The sequence below is a fragment of the Sphingopyxis italica genome (assembly GCF_011926545.1).
Lineage (GTDB): Bacteria > Pseudomonadota > Alphaproteobacteria > Sphingomonadales > Sphingomonadaceae > Sphingopyxis > Sphingopyxis italica.
Genome location: NZ_JAATIT010000005.1, coordinates 95,002 through 109,521 on the forward strand (window position 1 = coordinate 95,002; position 14,520 = coordinate 109,521).

At 66.3% G+C, this 14,520-nt stretch carries 13 protein-coding genes, 1 tRNA gene and 1 other RNA gene; 13 read left to right on the top strand and 2 right to left on the bottom strand.

The genetic code is table 11. The features are described 5' to 3' along the window. The first annotated feature begins 131 nt into the window (after positions 1 to 131). The 11 genes from GGR90_RS17480 to GGR90_RS17530 all read left to right on the top strand — a co-directional run bounded on the left by GGR90_RS17480 (position 132) and on the right by GGR90_RS17530 (position 9,690). Positions 132 to 1,223, top strand: coding sequence for a cysteine desulfurase family protein (locus GGR90_RS17480; RefSeq protein WP_167922687.1), 1,092 nt, complete (start codon positions 132 to 134; stop codon positions 1,221 to 1,223). Continuing rightward, a complete protein-coding gene (locus GGR90_RS17485) occupies positions 1,220 to 1,558 on the top strand; it encodes a 2Fe-2S iron-sulfur cluster-binding protein (RefSeq protein WP_167922733.1) in 339 nt (112 codons plus the stop codon). The genes GGR90_RS17480 and GGR90_RS17485 overlap by 4 nt, the downstream gene beginning before the upstream one ends. A 140-nt stretch (positions 1,559 to 1,698) precedes the next feature. Continuing rightward, positions 1,699 to 1,796: signal recognition particle sRNA small type (ffs, locus tag GGR90_RS17490), an RNA gene on the top strand. 43 nt (positions 1,797 to 1,839) lie between these two features. Beyond that, entirely contained in the window at positions 1,840 to 3,543 is a 1,704-nt protein-coding gene (locus GGR90_RS17495) for a DNA polymerase III subunit gamma/tau (protein ID WP_167922688.1), read from the top strand. Continuing rightward, complete coding sequence (locus GGR90_RS17500; protein ID WP_167922689.1) at positions 3,540 to 3,875, top strand: YbaB/EbfC family nucleoid-associated protein; 336 nt, start codon at positions 3,540 to 3,542, stop codon at positions 3,873 to 3,875. Before GGR90_RS17495 ends, GGR90_RS17500 begins: the two co-directional genes overlap by 4 nt. Before the next feature lie 136 nt (positions 3,876 to 4,011). Further along, positions 4,012 to 6,408, top strand: a complete 2,397-nt coding sequence (lon, locus tag GGR90_RS17505) for an endopeptidase La (protein ID WP_167922690.1) — start codon at positions 4,012 to 4,014, stop codon at positions 6,406 to 6,408. Between the two features lie 168 nt (positions 6,409 to 6,576). Next, positions 6,577 to 6,849, top strand: a complete 273-nt coding sequence (locus GGR90_RS17510; protein WP_037510426.1) for an HU family DNA-binding protein — start codon at positions 6,577 to 6,579, stop codon at positions 6,847 to 6,849. A 171-nt stretch (positions 6,850 to 7,020) separates the two neighbouring features. Then, positions 7,021 to 7,095, top strand: a tRNA-Val gene (locus GGR90_RS17515). Positions 7,096 to 7,185: 90 nt separating this feature from the next. Beyond that, positions 7,186 to 7,500 carry a hypothetical protein gene (locus GGR90_RS17520; RefSeq protein WP_167922691.1) on the top strand — a complete coding sequence of 105 codons (315 nt, stop codon included), beginning with the start codon at positions 7,186 to 7,188 and terminating at the stop codon, positions 7,498 to 7,500. Positions 7,501 to 7,617: 117 nt separating this feature from the next. Next, positions 7,618 to 8,280, top strand: coding sequence for a response regulator transcription factor (locus GGR90_RS17525; RefSeq protein ID WP_037557905.1), 663 nt, complete (start codon positions 7,618 to 7,620; stop codon positions 8,278 to 8,280). A gap of 105 nt (positions 8,281 to 8,385) precedes the next feature. Continuing rightward, positions 8,386 to 9,690 carry an ATP-binding protein gene (locus GGR90_RS17530; RefSeq protein WP_167922734.1) on the top strand — a complete coding sequence of 435 codons (1,305 nt, stop codon included), beginning with the start codon at positions 8,386 to 8,388 and terminating at the stop codon, positions 9,688 to 9,690. 194 nt (positions 9,691 to 9,884) lie between these two features. Here the strand turns inward: GGR90_RS17530 and GGR90_RS17535 are convergent, their stop codons facing one another. Both GGR90_RS17535 and GGR90_RS17540 read right to left on the bottom strand, forming a co-directional pair. Further along, positions 9,885 to 10,580: a glutathione S-transferase N-terminal domain-containing protein gene (locus tag GGR90_RS17535; protein WP_167922692.1), complete on the bottom strand. Its 696-nt coding sequence runs from the start codon at positions 10,578 to 10,580 to the stop codon at positions 9,885 to 9,887. Further along, a complete protein-coding gene (locus GGR90_RS17540; protein ID WP_167922693.1) occupies positions 10,577 to 10,864 on the bottom strand; it encodes a chorismate mutase in 288 nt (95 codons plus the stop codon). The genes GGR90_RS17535 and GGR90_RS17540 overlap by 4 nt, the downstream gene beginning before the upstream one ends. A gap of 108 nt (positions 10,865 to 10,972) precedes the next feature. Here GGR90_RS17540 and GGR90_RS17545 point away from each other — a divergent pair, with 108 nt between their 5' ends. Both GGR90_RS17545 and hrpB read left to right on the top strand, forming a co-directional pair. Then, a complete protein-coding gene (locus GGR90_RS17545; RefSeq protein ID WP_167922694.1) occupies positions 10,973 to 11,986 on the top strand; it encodes a polyprenyl synthetase family protein in 1,014 nt (337 codons plus the stop codon). A gap of 25 nt (positions 11,987 to 12,011) precedes the next feature. Beyond that, positions 12,012 to 14,477: an ATP-dependent helicase HrpB gene (hrpB, locus tag GGR90_RS17550; RefSeq protein ID WP_167922695.1), complete on the top strand. Its 2,466-nt coding sequence runs from the start codon at positions 12,012 to 12,014 to the stop codon at positions 14,475 to 14,477. Positions 14,478 to 14,520 lie beyond the last annotated feature (43 nt).

Genomic DNA, 14,520 nt, shown 5'->3' on the forward strand with positions numbered 1-14,520 from the left:
CCTTTATGTTTTGAGGCTTGCCACCGATTCGCCGAAGGGCGGGGTGGCGGAGCGAAGTTGGCGCCTATATAGAAAAAGGGTCGCAACTTGCAACTTTTGCGAATCGCTCGCAATAAGGACTTTCTCCCGGGATGATTTACCTCGATTACCAAGCCACGACGCCGCTCGCTCCCGAGGCGCGCGAGGCGGTGCTGCGCTGGCTTGAAGGGGCCGGGGAGGGCGACGGTTTCGCCAACCCGTCGAGTACGCACAAGGGCGGCCGCGCCGCCGCCGCGGCGGTCGAGGTCGCGCGCGACCAGGTCGCGGCGCTGCTACCAAAGGGCGGGCGCACCTTCTTCACCTCGGGCGCGACCGAAGCGCTCAACTGGGCGCTGCTGCGCGGCGCGGAGATCATGCCGGGCGGCGTCGCGGGGCTCAGCATCGAACATGCCGCGTCGCTGCAATGCCTCGAACGACTGAATGCGAATATCCTTCCGGTCGATGGCGCGGGGCTGGCGCTGCCGCCCGACGAGGCGTTGATCCCCGAGGGCGGCATCGTCGCGACGATGCTGGTCAACAACGAGGTCGGCACGATCCAGCCGATCGCCGAATTCGCCGCCGCCGCGCACGCGAAGAACAGCCTGCTGCTCTGCGACGCGGTGCAGGGCTATGGCCGCGTCACAATCCCCGACGGCCCCGACCTGATCGCGATTTCGGCGCACAAGATCCACGGGCCGAAGGGTATCGGCGCGCTGTGGATCAAGGACGGCGTCGATCTGCCGCCGCTGATGTTCGGCGGGGCGCAGGAACATGGGATGCGCTCCGGCACTGTCTCGCCCGCCCTGTGCGCCGGCTTCGGCGCCGCCGCCGCGCTCGCCGCCGAGCGTTTCGATGCCGATGCCGAGCATGTCGAGCGGCTCTGGCCGCTCGCGCGCGACATGCTCCCCGAATGGACGATCAACGGCGATGCGAACCGCCGCTACCATGGCAACCTCAACGTCCGGCGCGAGGGCGTGAACGGCCTCCGCCTGATGTCCGATGCACGCAACGTCGCCTTCTCGCTCGGCAGCGCATGCGGCAGCGGGTCGGGCAAGGTCAGCCATGTGCTGCGCGCGATGGGCGTCAGCGAGGCCGATGCGCGCGCCTCGATCCGGCTCGGCTGGGGGCGCTACACGACCGAGGCCGAGTTGCGCGAGGGCTTGACCGCCATCAAGGATGCCGCGCGCCTGCAGGGGGTGAACTGATGCGCGTCACTTTCATCCACGCCGACGGCAAAGGGCGAACCGAGGCCGAAGCCGAGCCCGGTTCGATCCTGCTCGACGTGGCGCAGGCGCACCTGATGCCGCTCGAAGGCACGTGCGAGGGGCAGATGGCCTGCTCGACCTGCCACGTCATCATCGCGAAGGAGGATTTCGACCGCCTGCCACCGGCGAGCGAGATGGAAGAGGATATGCTCGACCTCGCCGCCGGGGTGCGGCGAACGAGCCGGCTTTCGTGCCAGATCGTGCTGACCGCCGAATTGGACGGCCTGACGGTGCACATACCCGCCGAAAGCCGCAACATGCAGGGGCCGCGTTAGCCCATTTCCGTCATCCCGGCGAAGGCCGGGATCTCGCCGTTTCGTCAGGGCGCAAGGTCGAGATCCCGGCCGTCGCCGGGATGACGATATGGATGGTAAGGCCAGAGCTTGCATTTCGCCTCGTCCGCGGCCATATGCGCCGCGGAAGTCGGGCGGACGTGGTCTTCGCCAACCCGGTCAGGTCCGGAAGGAAGCAGCCGCAACGAATTCGCCGCGGGTCGTTCCGGCTTCCACCCATTTCCCCCTTCGACAAGACCGCGGCGCGCCCCTAAGACGGGGCCATGGACGATTCCGCCGACGACGAAACCCCGCTGCTGGGAATGGACCTGCCCGAGACGGCGCCGCAGGCGTCTTCAGGCCCGTACCGCGTTCTTGCCCGCAAATATCGTCCGCAGACCTTCGCCGAGCTGATCGGGCAGGATGCGATGGTGCGCACGCTCGGCAATGCGATCGCGCGCGACCGGCTGGCGCATGCCTTTCTGATGACGGGGGTGCGCGGGGTCGGCAAGACGTCGACCGCGCGCCTGATCGCCAAGGCGCTGAACTGCATCGGCCCCGACGGGCAGGGCGGGCCGACGATCGATCCGTGCGGGGTGTGCGAACCGTGCCGCGCGATCACCGAAGGGCGGCATATCGACGTCATTGAAATGGACGCCGCGTCGAACACCGGCGTCGACGATGTGCGCGAGATTATCGAGGCGGTGCGCTACGCCGCGGTGTCGGCGCGTTACAAGATCTACATCATCGACGAAGTGCACATGTTATCGCGTAACGCCTTCAATGCGCTTCTGAAAACGCTGGAAGAGCCGCCGCCGCACGTCAAATTCCTGTTCGCAACGACCGAAGTCAACAAGGTGCCGGTGACGGTGCTGTCGCGCTGCCAGCGCTTCGACTTGCGCCGGATCACCCCCGACATGCTGTTCGCGCATTTCAGCGCGATCCTGCAAAAGGAAGGCGTGGAGGCCGAGGCACCCGCGATCTGGCTGATCGCCAATGCCGCCGAGGGGTCGGTGCGCGACGGGCTGTCGATCCTCGATCAGGCGATCGCCCACGCCGACCTTGATGGCGGCGGCAAGATCGGCGCGGATCAGGTGCGCGTCATGCTCGGCCTGTCCGACCGTTCGGCGATCGGCCAATTGATGGCGACGATATTGGACGGCGACGCGGGCGGGGCGATCGATCTCGCCCGCGCGCAATATGCGCTCGGCATCGAGCCCGTCGCGATGGTGCGCGGGCTGATGGACCTGACCCACGCGATCACGCTGGCGAAAGTGTCGCGCCACGATGACCCCGCGCTCGCCGCGGCCGACCGCGAACGCATCGGCGACTGGGCGCAGAAGCTCGGTTTCGCGCCGCTCAATCGGCTGTGGCAGTTGCTGCTCAAGGGGCATGACGAGGTGCTTCGCGCGAACAATCCGCTCGAGCATCTCGAGATGCTGCTGCTGCGCGTGATTTACGCCGCCTCGATGCCCGATCCGGGCGAACTCGCGAAGCTGCTCGAAAAGGGCGGTGTCCCGGCGACGCCGATGGTGGCGCCCGCCGCACCGGCGGCACAGGGCGATACCGTCGCCGCGCTTCCCGTCGATGCGCCCGCAGCCGAAACCCCGGCGTCCGCGCTGACCATCGCGCAGATCCATCAGCTTCTCGAAAGCGCGGGTAATCATCAGCTTGCGTTGCAAGTCTATGATCATCTCCAGCTTCTCCAGCTCGAACCCGGCCTGATCGTCCATGCGGCGGCGCCCGCGCTCGACGGCGATTTCGCGCGGCGGGTGGGTGAGGCGCTGCTCAAGGAGACGGGAAGCCGCTGGCAGGTTCGCGTGGGCGAAGGCGATGCGCGCCCGAGCCTGGGGCAGATGAAGGCTGCGAAGCTCGCCGACAATGGCGCGCGGATTCGCGAACTGCCCGTCGTGAAGGCCGCCTTGGCCGCTTTTCCCGACGCGAGACTTGTCGAGGACGACGACAATCGCCATAGGTCGAACCCATGAAATCGATCGAAGAAATGATGAAGGCGGCGCAGGAAGCCGCCGCCACCGTGCAGGCGCAGATGCAGGAGGCGCAAGCGAAGCTCGACAGCGTCGAGGTCGAAGGTGTCTCGGGTGGCGGGCTCGTGAGGATTTTGGCGAGCGCCAAGGGCCGGATCAAGTCGATCAGCATCGACGACAGCCTGATCGTTCCGTCTGACAAGCAGATGCTCGAAGACCTGCTCGCCGCCGCGTTCAACGACGCGCGCGAAAAGGCCGATGCGGCGAGCAACGAGGAAATGGGCAAGATGACGAGCGGTCTGCCGCTCCCCCCGGGCTTCAAACTGCCTTTTTGAGCCGGCTCCAACCCCGGTTAAGATCGCGCTGTTCAGCGCAGCGACATTGAATGCGTGCGAAGTTACGCCATATTAGCGACGAACCACCTATAAGAAGGGCGGTGCGCCCGGTCGCGGGGCCCGTCCAGGAGCCGTAATGACGCAATCCTATCCTCTTCTTCCGCTGCGTGACATCGTCGTTTTTCCGCACATGATCGTGCCCTTGTTCGTCGGCCGCGACCGCTCGGTCGCCGCGCTCGAAGCCGCGATGGAAAGCGACAAGGAGATATTCCTCGTCGCGCAACTCGATCCGGGCGAGGACGATCCGCAGCGCGACGATCTCTACGACGTCGGCGTGATCGCCACCGTGCTCCAGCTTCTGAAGCTGCCCGACGGCACCGTCCGCGTGCTCGTCGAAGGCAAGGAGCGTGCGAAGCTGCTAGCGCTCACGACCGAAGACAAGGCCGTGATGGCCAGCGTCAAGTCGATCGGCGATACCATCGACGACAGCGTCGATACCGCCGCGCTGATGCGCTCGGTCGTCGATCAGTTCGAAAATTACGCCAAGCTCAACAAGAAGATGCCCGCCGAAACCGCGGTGCAGCTGTCGCAGATCGAGGACGCCTCGCGCCTCGCCGATTCGGTTGCGGGCAATCTCAACATCAAGGTTTCCGACAAGCAGGCGCTGCTCGTCGAGGATGCGCCGTCGAAGCGGCTCGAAATGGTCTTCGCCTTCATGGAAGGCGAGCTTGGCGTGCTGCAGGTCGAAAAGAAGATCCGCGGCCGCGTGAAGCGCCAGATGGAAAAGAGCCAGCGCGAATATTATCTCAACGAACAGTTGAAGGCGATCCAGCGCGAGCTGGGCAATGACAATGGCGAGGGCGGCGACGACCTGGCCGAGCTGCAGCTCAAGATCGACAGCCTCAAAATGTCGAAGGAAGCCAAGGCGAAGGCGCAGGCGGAACTCAAGAAGCTGCGCGCGATGGCGCCGATGTCGGCCGAGGCGACCGTCGTCCGCAACTATCTCGACACGCTGATCGGCCTGCCTTGGGGCAAGAAGTCGAAGCTCAAGAAAGATATCGCCAAGGCGCAAGCCGTCCTCGACGACGACCATTATGCGCTCGAAAAGGTCAAGGACCGGATCGTCGAATATCTTGCGGTGCAGGCGCGCACCAACAAGCTGAAGGGGCCGATCCTGTGCCTCGTCGGCCCTCCGGGCGTCGGGAAGACCTCGCTCGGCCGTTCGATCGCGAAGGCGACGGGGCGCGAATTCGTGCGCCAGTCGCTGGGCGGCGTACGCGACGAAGCCGAAATCCGCGGTCACCGCCGTACTTACATCGGCTCGCTGCCGGGCAAGATCGTGACGAACCTGAAAAAGGCCGGCGCGATGAACCCGCTGTTCCTGCTGGACGAGATCGACAAGCTCGGCCAGGATTTCCGCGGCGATCCGGCGTCGGCGCTGCTCGAAGTGCTCGATCCCGAACAGAATGCGAAGTTCCAGGACCATTATCTGGAAATCGACGTTGACCTTAGCGACATCATGTTCGTCACCACCGCGAACTCGCTCAACCTGCCGCAGGCGCTGCTCGACCGCATGGAGATCATCCGGCTCGAAGGCTATACCGAGGACGAGAAGGTCGAGATCGCCAAGCTCCACCTGATCGCGAAGCAGGTCGAGGCGCACGGGCTGAAAACCGGCGAATTCGAGCTGACCGAAGAGGGGCTGCGCGACCTTATCCGCTATTACACCCGCGAAGCCGGCGTCCGTACGCTCGAGCGCGAGATTGCGCGTCTGGCGCGCAAGGCGCTGCGCCGCATTCTTGAGGGCAAGGCGGAAAGCGTCACGGTGACGCCCGACAATCTTTCCGAATTCGCGGGCGTGCGCAAATTCCGCCACGGGATGGGCGACCTGGAGGACCAGGTCGGCGCCGTCACCGGGCTGGCATGGACCGAGGTCGGCGGCGAATTGCTGACGATCGAAGCGGTGACGGCATCGGGCAAGGGCCAGGTTCGCACCACCGGCAAGCTCGGCGAAGTGATGACCGAATCGGTGCAGGCGGCGCTGTCCTTCGTAAAGGCGCGCGCGCCGGCTTACGGCATCAAGCCCAGCCTGTTCGCGCGCAAGGACATCCATATCCACTTGCCCGAGGGCGCGGTGCCGAAGGACGGCCCGTCGGCCGGCGTCGGCATGGTCACCGCGATGATCTCGACGCTGACCGGGATCGCGGTGCGCCGCGATGTCGCGATGACTGGCGAAGTCACGCTGCGTGGCCGCGTCCTCGCGATCGGGGGCTTGAAGGAAAAGCTGCTCGCGGCGCTTCGCGGCGGCATCAAGACAGTGCTGATTCCCGAGGAGAATGAAAAAGACCTCGTTGAAATCCCAGCGAATATCACGAGCGAGCTCAAGATCATCCCGGTCAGCCACGTCGATCAGGTGCTGGCGGAGGCGCTGGTGTCGCCGGTGGTTCCGATCGAGTGGACCGAGGCCGACGAGCTTGCCGCGTCGCCGCCGGTTCCGCCCGGAAGCGACCCCGAAACGACGATTCGGCACTGACGCGTCGCCGCTTGACGGCGTTTCACCCCAAATTCGTCGCAAAATCGACGTTTTGGAACGTTTTTCGCCCTTTTTTGCTTTGACAAGACGGGGGCAAACATCGTTAGTGACGCGCCATGGCTTCGGGCCATGAGAATCATTCAACCATAATGCAGGGGTTCCTTAGGCATGAACAAACAAGACCTGATCGCCGCCGTCGCCGATTCGAGCGGCCTGACCAAGGGTGATGCCAGCAAGGCCGTGGAAGCCGTCTTCGACGCGATCACCGGCTCGCTGAAGAAGGGCGGCGAAGTCCGTCTCGTCGGCTTCGGCACCTTCGCGGTCAGCAAGCGCAAGGCATCGACCGGTCGCAACCCGCGCACCGGCGAAACGATGACCATCGCGGCGTCGAACCAGCCGAAGTTCAAGGCCGGCAAGGCCCTCAAGGATGCCGTCAACTAAGCCCGGCCGCGCCTTTTGGTAAAAACATCTCGGGCCGTGGCGCAAGCTGCGGCCCGATTTGCATTGCCAGCGAAGTTTGGCGTGAAATCGGGCAAATGGGCGTTGCATTCACCGCGCCAGCGGCTATGGACGTTCGGCTTTCGGACGCCGGGCTTTGGCCCGTACCGGAACGGGCGCGTAGCTCAGCGGTAGAGCACACCCTTCACACGGGTGGGGTCACAGGTTCAATCCCTGTCGCGCCCACCATGACCCCCCGTTGGGCCATGGTGGAACCCAAACCGCGGCTGACCCGCCCATTCATCGCCTATTCAATGCTTTCGCGTTAGAGAAACGGCCATGACCCGCATTTTGACCCTTTCGCTGATCTCCGCGCTGCTCCTGTCGGCAGGGGCGCCCGCGGTCGCGCGCGGCGACCGCAATCGCGACCAGGACAATCTGCGCGAAGCGGCGGCGCAGGGACAGGTGGTCCCGCTGGGCAAGCTGGTCGCCGACATCCGCTCGCGCGCGCCTTATAACGACATGACCTATCTCGGCGGGCCGCAGTTCGATGCAGGACGGATGCTCTACAAGCTTAAATTCATGGACGGCAGCCAGGTCGTCGTCGTCTATGTCGATGCCCGCACGGGCCGGATCGTCGGCCGCAAACCCTGATAATTCCAAAGGCCGCCCGTTTCGTCGCAACGAGATTTTGCGATGGACGTTCGGACTTGATACACAGTCGAAACATGCGGCCGCCCTTGTTCGGTTTCGCAAAGGAAAGGCGCCTGAATGCGGATTTTGATTGTCGAGGACGAACCCACGCTGGGCCCGCAGCTCAAAGCGACGCTGGAGGGGGCGGGCTATGCCGTCGATCTCGCGACCGACGGCGAGGACGGGCATTTCCTGGGCTCGACCGAAACCTATGACGCGGCGATCCTCGATCTCGGTCTCCCCGAAATCGACGGGCTGACCGTGCTCGACCGCTGGCGGCGCGAAAAGCGCAATTTTCCGGTGCTCGTCCTGACCGCGCGCGACAGCTGGTCGGACAAGGTCGCGGGGCTCGATGCCGGCGCCGACGATTATCTGGCAAAGCCCTTCCAGACCGAGGAACTGATCGCTCGGCTGCGCGCGCTGATCCGCCGCGCCTCGGGCAATGCGTCGAGCGAGCTGATCGCGGGCGACGTCCGCCTCGATACGCGCTCGGGCCGCGTCACGCTCGCCGGCGAGCCCGTGAAGCTGACCGCGCAGGAATATAAGTTGCTGTCCTATCTGCTCCATCACAAGGGCAAGGTCGTGTCGCGCACCGAGCTGATCGAGCATATCTACGATCAGGATTTCGACCGCGATTCGAACACGATCGAGGTGTTCGTCACGCGCATCCGCAAGAAGCTCGGTGCCGACATTATCACGACGATCCGCGGGCTCGGCTACCAACTCGACGATCCGCAATAAGCGATGTCGAAGGCTGACGTCGCCCCGGCGGTCGAATCCGATCCCGATGCGGCAATCAAGCCCATAGCCTTGTCGGGCCGCATGACCGGTTCGCTGGCGCGGCGCATGATCGCGATTGCGGCCTTGTGGATTTCGGTGTTGCTGATCGGTGGCGGCTTCGCGCTCGACCAGGTGCTGAAGACCGCGATCACGCGCAATTTCGATTCGGGCCTCGAATATGTGCTGATCGCAATGATCCGCTCGTCGGAAATCGGCCCCGATGGCGAGGTGCGGCTGATCGAGCCGCTCGGCGACCAGCGTTTCCTCGAACCCTATAGCGGCCTCTATTGGCAGATCAGCGGGGGCGGGCAGGAGCCGTACCGCTCGCGCTCGCTGTGGGAGCGCAGCTTGACGGCGCCGACACCGCATGTCGACAACCAGATCCACACCTATGACAGCATCCAGTTCCCCGACGAGGAATTGCGCGTGCTCGAACGCAACGTCATCCTGCCGGGCAGCGCGACCAATTGGCGATACCAGATCGCGCAATCGCGCGAGGCGCTCGACGCACAGGTCAGCGCGGTGCGGCAGACGCTGATCCCCAGCCTTGCGCTGCTCGGGCTCGGCCTCATCATCCTCGCGGCGCTCCAGACCTTTTACGGCCTGTGGCCACTGCGCCATATCCGGCGCGCGATCGCGGCGATGCGCGGCGGGCAGAGCCGCCGCGTCAGTGCGCCGCTGCCGCTCGAGGTGCAGCCGATGGTCGACGAGCTCAACGCGCTGCTCGCGCATAATGAGAAACAGGCCGAGGAAGCGCGGCTTCACGCCGGCAACCTCGCCCATGCGCTGAAAACGCCGCTCACCGTGCTCGTCAACAGCGCGACCAGCTCGGAAACCGAGCTGGCCGAAACGGTGCGGCGCGAGGCGGCGACGATGCAGCGGCAGGTCGATCATCATCTCGCCCGCGCCCGCGCGGTCGGGCGCCGCGGCGCCGCGCAGGCGCGCGCGACCGTGTGGGACAGCGTCGGCAGCGTGTCGCGCGCGGTCGCTGCGCTTTACCCCGAGGTGCGGCTCGATGCGGCGGGCGACAAGAGCGTCATCGTGCGCGTCGAGCGGCAGGATCTCGACGAACTCATCGGCAATCTGCTCGAAAACGCCGCGAAATATGGCGGCGGGAGCGTCTTCGTGACGGTCGGTCGCGAAGGCGATATGGCCGAGATATTGATCGAGGACGACGGCGCCGGCATCTTGCCGGCCGACCGCGACCGCGTGGTCGATCGCGGCGTGCGGCTCGACAGCGGCAAGCCGGGGACCGGCCTCGGTTTGGCGATCGTGCGCGACGTCGCGGAGATTTACGGCGGGGATATCACGCTGGAAGAGAGCGAGGATCTGGGTGGGCTGCTCGTGCGGCTGCGCCTGCCGGCGGGATAGCATCCGCTTTGGGGTGGGGAGCTGCCATAGCCCTCTCCCCTTCAGGGGAGAGGGTTGGGAGAGGGGGTCGAAGCGGCTCATGCCCCTCTCAACTTCGGCTAGCCGGTAAAACCGGCAAGCCTTCGTATCTCTCCCCTGAAGGGGAGAGAGCAATTACGCTTCGGCCGCAATCGGTCGAAAACCGCCGCTTCCTTTTAAGTCGCCGTCACCTCCAGCCCGCGCTGCACACCCGGACGTGCCAGTCCCGCATCCAGCCAGCGTTGGACGTGCGCGAACCGCTCGAACCCGACGATCTCGGCGGCGTCGTAAAATCCGGTCAAATTGCGCACCCAGCCGAGCAGCGAGATGTCGGCGATGCTGTAATCATCGCCCATCACCCAGTGGCGGTTTGCCAGCCGCCCGTCGAGCACGCCGAGCAGCCGCGCGGATTCGGCCGCGTAGCGATCGCGCGGGCGCTTGTCCTCATATTCGCGGCCGGCGAATTTGTGGAAGAAGCCGAGCTGGCCGAACATCGGCCCGACGCCGCCCATCTGCCACATCACCCACTGGATCGTCTCGTAACGCGCGGCCGGATCGGCCGATAGAAACTGCCCGCTCTTGTCGGCGAGATAGATAAGGATCGCGCCCGATTCGAACAGCGCGAGCGGTTTGCCGCCCGGTCCCGCGGGGTCGTAGATCGCCGGGATCTTGCCATTGGGATTGAGCGCGAGGAAGGCCGGGTCATGGCTCTCGTTCGCCATAATATCGATACGGTGCGGCTCATAGGGAAGGCCGGTTTCCTCGAGCATGATCCCGGCCTTCACGCCGTTCGGAGTCGGCGCGGAAAAAAGCTGGATGCGGCCCGGATGCTCGGCGGGCCAGCGCGCGAAGATGGGATGGTCCGGGGTCATGCGCCTTGCTCCCGCTTCGCCTGCTGGTGGTGGCGGATCACTTCGTCGATGATGAAACGCAGGAATTTTTCGGTGAAATCGGGGTCTAGATCAGCGTCGCGCGCCAGCGCGCGCAGCCGCTCGATCTGGCGCTCCTCGCGGCCGGGGTCGGCGGGGGGCAGGCCTTCGCGCGCCTTGAGTTCGCCGACCGCTTTGGTCACTTTGAACCGTTCGGCGAGCATATAGACGAGCGCCGCGTCGATATTGTCGATGCTCTGGCGGTAACGGCTCAGCTGGTCGTCCATGGGTAGGCGGCTCCTCTTATGTCCGGCACGCTTGGCACCGGCGGGGGGCGGCTGGCAAGCCGAAAGTCGTTGCAAAATCGCGACCGCGCGGCCAAGGGTCGCCGCGTTATGACTGCCGAAATCCATCAGCTGCATGGGCAGAGTCCGCCTTCGCTCGATCCCATGATGGCGCTCGTCGCCGCGGATATGAACGAGGTAAATTCGGTCATTCTCGACCGGATGCAGTCCGAAGTGCCCCTGATTCCCGAGCTTGCGGGGCATCTGATCGCGGGCGGTGGCAAGCGGATGCGGCCGATGCTGACATTGGCGTGCGGCAAGCTGCTCGACTATCCGGGTCACCGTCACTGCAAATTGGCGGCGGCGGTCGAATTCATCCACACCGCGACCTTGCTCCACGACGATGTCGTCGACAAGTCGGACCTGCGCCGCGGCCGCAAGACCGCGAACATGATCTGGGGCAACAGCGCCTCGGTGCTCGTCGGCGATTTCCTGTTCAGCCGCGCCTTCGAGGTGATGGTCGAGGACGGTTCGCTGAAAGTGCTCAAGATTCTGTCGCGCGCCTCGGCGGTGATCGCGGAGGGCGAGGTCAACCAGCTCTCGGCGCAGCGGCGGATCGAGACGAGCGAGGACCAGTATCTCGCGATCATCAACGCCAAGACCGCCGAGTTGTTCGCCGCGGCGTGCAAGATCGCCGCGGTGGTCGCCGAGCGCGATGAGGCGACCGAAGCCTCGCTCGACGCCTATGGCCGCAACCTCGGCATCGCCTTCCAACTCGTCGACGACGCGATCGACTATGTCTCGGACGCGGAAACGATGGGCAAGGGCGTCGGCGACGATTTCCGCGACGGAAAGGTCACCTTGCCCGTCATCCTCGCTTATGCGCGCGGGTCGGCAGAGGAGCGCGAATTCTGGAAGCAGGCGATCACCGGCCACCGCACATCGGACGAGGATCTCGCCTACGCTACCTCGCTGCTTCACAAGCACGAGACGATCGCCGATACGCTGGCGCGCGCGCGCCACTACGGCCAGCGCGCGGTCGACGCGATCGGCGGCTTCCGCGCCAGCCAGGCCAAGTCGGCGCTGACCGAAGCGGTCGCCTTCGCGGTTTCGCGCGCTTATTGAGCGTTCGGGGACAGGAGCGATCCGATTGACCCAGCCGCTCCCCATCGACGCCGTGCTGCCCGACATCATGGCGGCGCTGCTGCTGAAGCCCAATGCCGTCGTCGTTGCGCCGCCGGGGGCGGGCAAGACCACGCGCGTCGCGCCCGCGCTGCTCGATCAACCGTGGTGCAGGGGCAAGGTGTGGTTGCTTTCGCCGCGCCGGCTCGCCGCGCGCGGCGCGGCCGAGCGGATCGCCGAGGAAATGGGCGAGGCGGTCGGCGGGCGCGTCGGCTATGCGACGCGGCTCGATAGCAAACAGTCGGCAGCGACGCGGCTGCTCGTGATGACGCCGGGCCTGTTCCGCAACCGCATCCTCGCCGATCCCGAACTCGCGGGTGTGTCGGCGGTGCTGTTCGACGAAGTCCACGAGCGCAGCCTCGACGGCGATTTCGCGCTCGCGCTCGCGCTCGACGCGCAGCAGGGGCTACGCGACGACCTCCGCCTCGTCGCGATGTCGGCGACGCTCGACGGCGCGCGCTTCGGTGCGCTGCTGGGCGACGCGCCGGTGGTAAAGAGTGAGGGCAAGATCTGGCCGCTCGAGCTGCGTCATATCGGCCGCCGCGCCGAGGACCGGCTCGAGGCGTCGGTGCTGGGGGCGGTTCGGCAAGCCATTGGCGACGAAGTCGAGGGCGACATGCTCGCCTTCCTGCCCGGCGCCGCCGACATCGAACGCGCCGCGGCGGCGGTCGAAGAGGCGCGCCTGCCGCTCGCCGTCCACCGCCTGCACGGCCAGATCGACCCGGCGCTCCAGCGCAAGGCGCTCGTCCGCGACGCCGACGGGCGGCGCAAGCTGATCCTCGCGACGAGCATCGCCGAAACCAGTCTGACGATCGACGGGGTCCGCATCGTGATCGACGCCGGCCTGTCGCGGCGCCCGCGCTTCGACAAGGCGGCGGGGATCGCGCGGCTCGTCACCGAACGCGCGAGCCAGGCGTCGGCGACACAGCGCGCGGGCCGTGCGGCAAGGCAGGGGCCGGGCTTTGCTTACCGATTATGGGAGGCCGCGGCGACCGCGGGCATGCCGCCCTTCGACCCGCCCGAGATTCACGAGAACGACCTGATGCCCGTCGTGCTCGATTGCGCGAGCTGGGGCATCGTCGATCCGCGCCAATTGGGCTGGCTCGATCCGCCGTCGCCAGCGGCGATTTCGGAAGCGAAGACGCGATTACAGGCGATCGGCGCGCTGACCGACGATGGCCGCATCACGCCGCACGGCAAGGCGCTCGCCGCCATCCCGCTGCCGGTGCCGCTCGCGCATATGCTGCTCGATGCGGCGCGGGCGGGAGAAGCTGAAATGGCGGGGCGCCTTGCGGTGCTGCTCACCGAGCCCGGGCTCGGCGGGCGCGGGGTTGATGTCGAGGCGCGGCTCGGGCGCTGGCGCGGGCAACGTAATGAACGCAGCGAAGGCGCATGGCGCCTCGCGCGCCGGCTCGCAACCATCGGCGAGAAGCTGGCGGCGGAGACCGATGACACTCAGCCGCGCTCGATCGGCGGCTGGATCGCGACCGCCTGGCCCGATCGGGTCGCAAGGCAACGCGCGGGCCAGCGCGGCGAATATCTGAGCGTCGGCGGCCGCGCCTATCGCATCGATCCGGTCGACCCGCTCGCCGGCAGCGAATGGCTCGCGATCGCCGACGCGCAGGGTCATGCGGCGGGCGTACGCATCCTCGCCGCCGCGCCGATCGACCAGGCCGAGGTCGAGGCGCTGTTCGTGGATTCTGTGGTGGCGCATTCGGCAAGCAGCTACGATGCCGCGAACGACCGCGTCGACCATCGCCGCGAACGGCGGCTCGGCGCGATCGCGCTGACGAGCGGGCAGGCGGCGCGCAGCGAAAATGCCGGGGACGATGTCGCGGTGCGCATGGCCGCGGTGCGCGGCAAGGGGCTGGGGCTGATCGGCTGGGGACCGGGCTCGCAGGCGCTGCGGCAGCGCGCCTCCTACGCCGGGATCGATGCGCTTTCGACGGGCGCGCTCGCCGACAGCCTCGAACTCTGGCTCGAGCCGTTGCTCGCGGGCTGCCGCGGCCTCCGCGACATTGGCGACCGAAAGCTGACCGATGCGCTGATGGCGACGCTTGACTGGCCGGCGCGTCAATTGCTCGAGAAACATGCGCCAGCGGATTATACGACGCCCGTCGGCAGCCGGCATCCGATCGACTATGGCGCTGACGGTGGGCCGACGGTCAGTCTGCGCGTGCAGGAGCTGTTCGGCCTCGCGCGCCATCCGACGATCGGCGATCCGCCGGTGCCGCTGATACTCGCGCTGACCTCGCCGGCGCACCGGCCGATCCAGACGACGCGCGACCTCGTCTCCTTCTGGAACGGAAGCTGGCACGATGTCGCGCGCGAGATGCGCGGGCGCTACCCCAAGCATAGCTGGCCCGACGATCCGGCAAACGCGCGCCCGACGCTGATGACGAAAGCGGCGCAGGCGCGGCGCGATGCGCAATAGGCCTCTTTTCGTGCGCGCCGCTTGGCGCTAAGGCGGCGCCACA

Bases quoted from the DNA above. Each gene is read 5' to 3' on its own strand.
- GGR90_RS17480 (WP_167922687.1), top strand. From the start codon at position 132: ATGATTTACCTCGATTACCAAGCCACGACGCCGCTCGCTCCCGAGGCG.
- GGR90_RS17500 (WP_167922689.1), top strand. From the start codon at position 3,540: ATGAAATCGATCGAAGAAATGATGAAGGCGGCGCAGGAAGCCGCCGCC.
- GGR90_RS17520 (WP_167922691.1), top strand. From the start codon at position 7,186: ATGACCCGCATTTTGACCCTTTCGCTGATCTCCGCGCTGCTCCTGTCG.
- GGR90_RS17495 (WP_167922688.1), top strand. From the start codon at position 1,840: ATGGACGATTCCGCCGACGACGAAACCCCGCTGCTGGGAATGGACCTG.
- GGR90_RS17535 (WP_167922692.1), bottom strand. From the start codon at position 10,580: ATGACCCCGGACCATCCCATCTTCGCGCGCTGGCCCGCCGAGCATCCG.
- GGR90_RS17525 (WP_037557905.1), top strand. From the start codon at position 7,618: ATGCGGATTTTGATTGTCGAGGACGAACCCACGCTGGGCCCGCAGCTC.
- GGR90_RS17545 (WP_167922694.1), top strand. From the start codon at position 10,973: ATGACTGCCGAAATCCATCAGCTGCATGGGCAGAGTCCGCCTTCGCTC.
- GGR90_RS17540 (WP_167922693.1), bottom strand. From the start codon at position 10,864: ATGGACGACCAGCTGAGCCGTTACCGCCAGAGCATCGACAATATCGAC.
- lon (WP_167922690.1), top strand. From the start codon at position 4,012: ATGACGCAATCCTATCCTCTTCTTCCGCTGCGTGACATCGTCGTTTTT.
- GGR90_RS17510 (WP_037510426.1), top strand. From the start codon at position 6,577: ATGAACAAACAAGACCTGATCGCCGCCGTCGCCGATTCGAGCGGCCTG.
- GGR90_RS17530 (WP_167922734.1), top strand. From the start codon at position 8,386: ATGATCGCGATTGCGGCCTTGTGGATTTCGGTGTTGCTGATCGGTGGC.